Below are 3,595 nucleotides of genomic sequence, written 5' to 3'. Positions count from 1 at the left end.
ACTCCGGACGCGGTGGCGGTGGTGTGCGGTGATGAGCGGGTGACGTACGCGGAGTTGGACGAGCGTGCGTCGCGGCTGGCCGGGGTGTTGGCGGTGCGTGGTGTGGGGCCGGAGTCGGTGGTGGCGGTGATGCTGGAGCGGTCGGTCGATCTGGTCGTGGCGTTGCTGGCGGTGTTGAAGGCGGGGGGTGCGTACCTGCCGGTGGATCCCTTGTATCCGGCGGAGCGGGTGGGGTTCATGCTGGCGGACGCGGCTCCGGTGTGCGTGGTGACGGTGAGGGGTCTGCTGGGTGGGCTGCGGGGGGAGGCGGGAGTTCCGGTCGTGTGTCTGGACGACTCGTCCGGGGCCGAGGGGGCGGCGAGGTGGTCCGGGGCTCGTTCGGGCGGCCCGGGGAGTGCGGCGTATGTGATGTACACGTCGGGGTCGACGGGCGTGCCGAAGGGTGTCGTGGTGTCGCACGCGGGGATCGTGAACCGGCTGCTGTGGATGCAGGACCGGTTCGGACTGGGCGCGGACGACGCGGTGTTGCAGAAGACGTCGGTGAGTTTCGACGTGTCGCTGTGGGAGTTGTTCTCGCCGTTGTCGGCGGGTGCGCGCCTGGTGCTGGCGCGGCCGGGTGGGCACGGGGATCCGGCGTATCTGTCGGAGGTGATCCGCGCGGAGAAGGTCACGACGGCTCATTTCGTACCGTCGATGCTGGACGCGTTCGTGGAGGGCGGCGATCCGGCCGCTTGGGGGTCGTTGCGGCGGGTGGTGTGTTCGGGCGAGGCGTTGTCGGGGGTGTCGGCGGAGCGGTTCGCGCGGGTGTGCGGTGCCGAGCTGTACAACTTCTACGGGCCGACGGAGGCGTCGGTGGAGTGTACGGCTGGGGCGTGGACGGGCGGGTCGGGCGCTGTCCCGATCGGTGCGCCGATCTGGAACATGCGGGTGTTCGTGCTGGACGGGTTCCTGCAGCCGGTACCGCCGGGTGCGGTGGGGGAGTTGTTCATCGCGGGTGTGGGGCTGGCCCGTGGGTATCACGGTCGTGCGGGGCTGACCGCGGAGCGGTTCGTGGCGTGTCCGTTCGGTGGTGCGGGGGAGCGGATGTACCGGACGGGGGACCTCGTCCGCTGGACCGCCGACGGTCAGGTCGTCTTCGTGGGACGCGCGGACGACCAGATGAAGGTGCGTGGCTTCCGTATCGAGCCCGGCGAGATCGAGGCCGTTCTGACCGAGCACCCCGGTGTCGCCCAGGCGGTGGTGACCACCCGCGACGACCTGCCCGGCGGCGACCGCCTGGTCGCGTACATCGTCCCCGAGGACGGAGTCGTCCCCGAGGACGGAGTCGTCCCCGAGGACGGAGACAGGGAGGCGTACCGGGACGGGGACGCCGCCCGCGAGGACGAGGAGCCGTTCGAGGAGCCGTTCGCGGCCCTGCGCGCCCACGCCGCCGGGCGGTTGCCCGGCTACATGGTCCCCGCGGTGTTCGTGTCCTTGCCCGAGCTTCCGTTGACCGTCAACGGCAAACTCGACCGCGCCGCCCTTCCCGCACCGCGTCGTGCGGCCGCGACTCCCGGGCGGGAGCCGGCCACTCCTGAGGAGCGTCTGCTGTGCGAGGCGTTCGCCGAGGTGCTGGGCCTGGAGCGGGTCGGGGCGGACGACGACTTCTTCGACCTGGGCGGACACTCCCTGCTGGCCACTCGTCTGGTGTCACAGGTCCGGGCCTCTCTCGGCGTCGAGCTGGGGGTCCGGACGCTGTACGAGGCGCCCAGTCCGGCAGCCCTGGCAGCGCGGTTGGAAAGTGAGCGGAAACCTGCTCGGCCGGCATTGCGCCGCATGCGGAAAGAGAGGGAAGCCGAATGATTCCGCTGTCGTTCGCCCAGCGCCGGTTGTGGTTCCTGGCGCAACTGGAGGGGCCGAGCTCGACCTACAACCTGCCGGTGGTAGTGGGTCTGTCAGGGCGGATCGACACCGAGGCGCTGGGTGCGGCGCTGACGGACGTCATCGCTCGGCACGAGGCGCTGCGGACCGTGTTCCCCTCCCGTGACGGGGAGCCGTACCAGCGGGTGCTGCCGCTGAGTGAGGTGGGGAGGGTACTGCGGACCACCGCGGCTGCCACCGAGGCGGAGGCGGCGGATCTGGCGGCCGCCGAGACCAGGTACGGGTTCGACCTGGAGAGCGAGATCCCGTTGCGGGCCCTGCTGATCGAGACCGGCCCGGACACCCATGTCCTGGCACTGGTGATGCACCATGTCGCCGGGGACGGCTGGTCGATGGGGCCGTTGGCCCGCGATCTCTCCCGGGCGTACGCGGCGCGGTGCGAGGGACGTGAGCCGGGCTGGGAGCCGCTGCCCGTGCAGTACGCCGACTACGCGCTCTGGCAGCGGGAGCTGCTCGGTGACGAGGACGATCCACAGAGTCTGCTGTCCCGCCAGGTGTCGTACTGGCGGCAGACCCTGGCCGGGGCTCCGCAGGAGCTCACGCTGCCCACGGACCGCCCGCGCCCGCCGGTTCCCTCCCACCGCGGCCACACGACGACGCTCGACATCCCGGCCGACGTCCACGAGAAGTTGGCGGCGATCTGCCGTACCAGCGGCACCAGCATGTTCATGGTGGTCCAGGCGGCGTTGGCGGTGCTGCTGTCCCGGCTGGGGGCGGGTGAGGACATCCCGATCGGCACGGCGGTGGCGGGGCGGACCGACCAGGCCCTGGACGAGCTCGTCGGGTTCTTCGTCAACACCCTTGTCCTGCGGACCGACCTGACCGGCAACCCCTCCTTCGACGAACTGCTGGCCCGGGTGCGCGAAGAGAGTCTGCAGGCGCTGGACCACCAGGACGTGCCCTTTGAGCGCCTGGTCGAGATCCTCGCCCCGGACCGGTCCTTGGCGCGGCACCCGTTGTTCCAGGTCCTGCTCACGGTGCAGAACAACGCCGCGGCCGGTCTGCGGCTGCCTGGCCTGCGTGTCAGAGCGCTGGCTGGCCGGCAGGAGTCGGCGAAGTTCGACCTTGAGATCACATTGGGCGAGGTGTTCCGGAACGGTCGTCCTGCGGGGTTGCGGGGGGCGGTCACGGCAGCGGCTGACGTGTTCGACGCGGCGTCGGTGGACGCGTTCGCCGGGCGTTTTGTGCGGCTGTTGGGGTTGGTGGCGGGGGATCCGGCTGTGCGGTTGGGCGAGGTCGACGTGGTGACGGGGGAGGAGCGTCGGCGGGTTCTGACCGAGTGGAACGACACGGGGTCGGTGCCGGGGGTGTCGGTGCCGGAGTTGTTCGCGGCGCAGGCGGCACGGATTGCTGATGCGGTGGCGGTGGTGCGTGGGGATGAGCGGGTGACGTATGGGGAGTTGGCCGGCCGGGTGGATCGGTTGGCTCATGTGTTGGTGGGGCGGGGCGTGGGTGTGGGGTCGGTGGTGGGGCTGTGCGTGGAGCCTGGTGTGGACCTGGTGGTGGCGTTGCTGGGTGTGTGGAGGGCGGGGGCGGCGTATGTGCCGTTGGATCCGGCTCTTCCTGCTGAGCGGTTGGCGTTCATGGTTGCGGACAGTGGTGCGGCGTTGGTGATCGATGGGGGCTGGCTGGCGGAGGCGGGGGAGGCGATCGCGGCTGAGTCGGGTGGGCCGCT

The 3,595-nt window shown here is 70.9% G+C and carries 2 protein-coding genes; both read left to right on the top strand.

The genetic code is table 11. The features are described 5' to 3' along the window. The coding region (locus tag ACLZN2_RS50720; RefSeq protein ID WP_416987043.1) for a non-ribosomal peptide synthetase at window positions 1–1,842 on the top strand (1,842 nt) is incomplete at its 5' end. Further along, a partial coding sequence (locus ACLZN2_RS50715) for a condensation domain-containing protein (protein WP_416987042.1) occupies window positions 1,839–3,595 on the top strand: 1,757 nt, incomplete at its 3' end. The genes ACLZN2_RS50720 and ACLZN2_RS50715, both read left to right, overlap by 4 nt.

It is taken from the genome of Streptomyces sp. T028, from assembly GCF_048159505.1.
Lineage (GTDB): Bacteria > Actinomycetota > Actinomycetes > Streptomycetales > Streptomycetaceae > Streptomyces.
The sequence above is the reverse complement of the archived record's forward strand: the minus strand, read 5'-3'. Positions and strand labels throughout refer to the sequence as shown.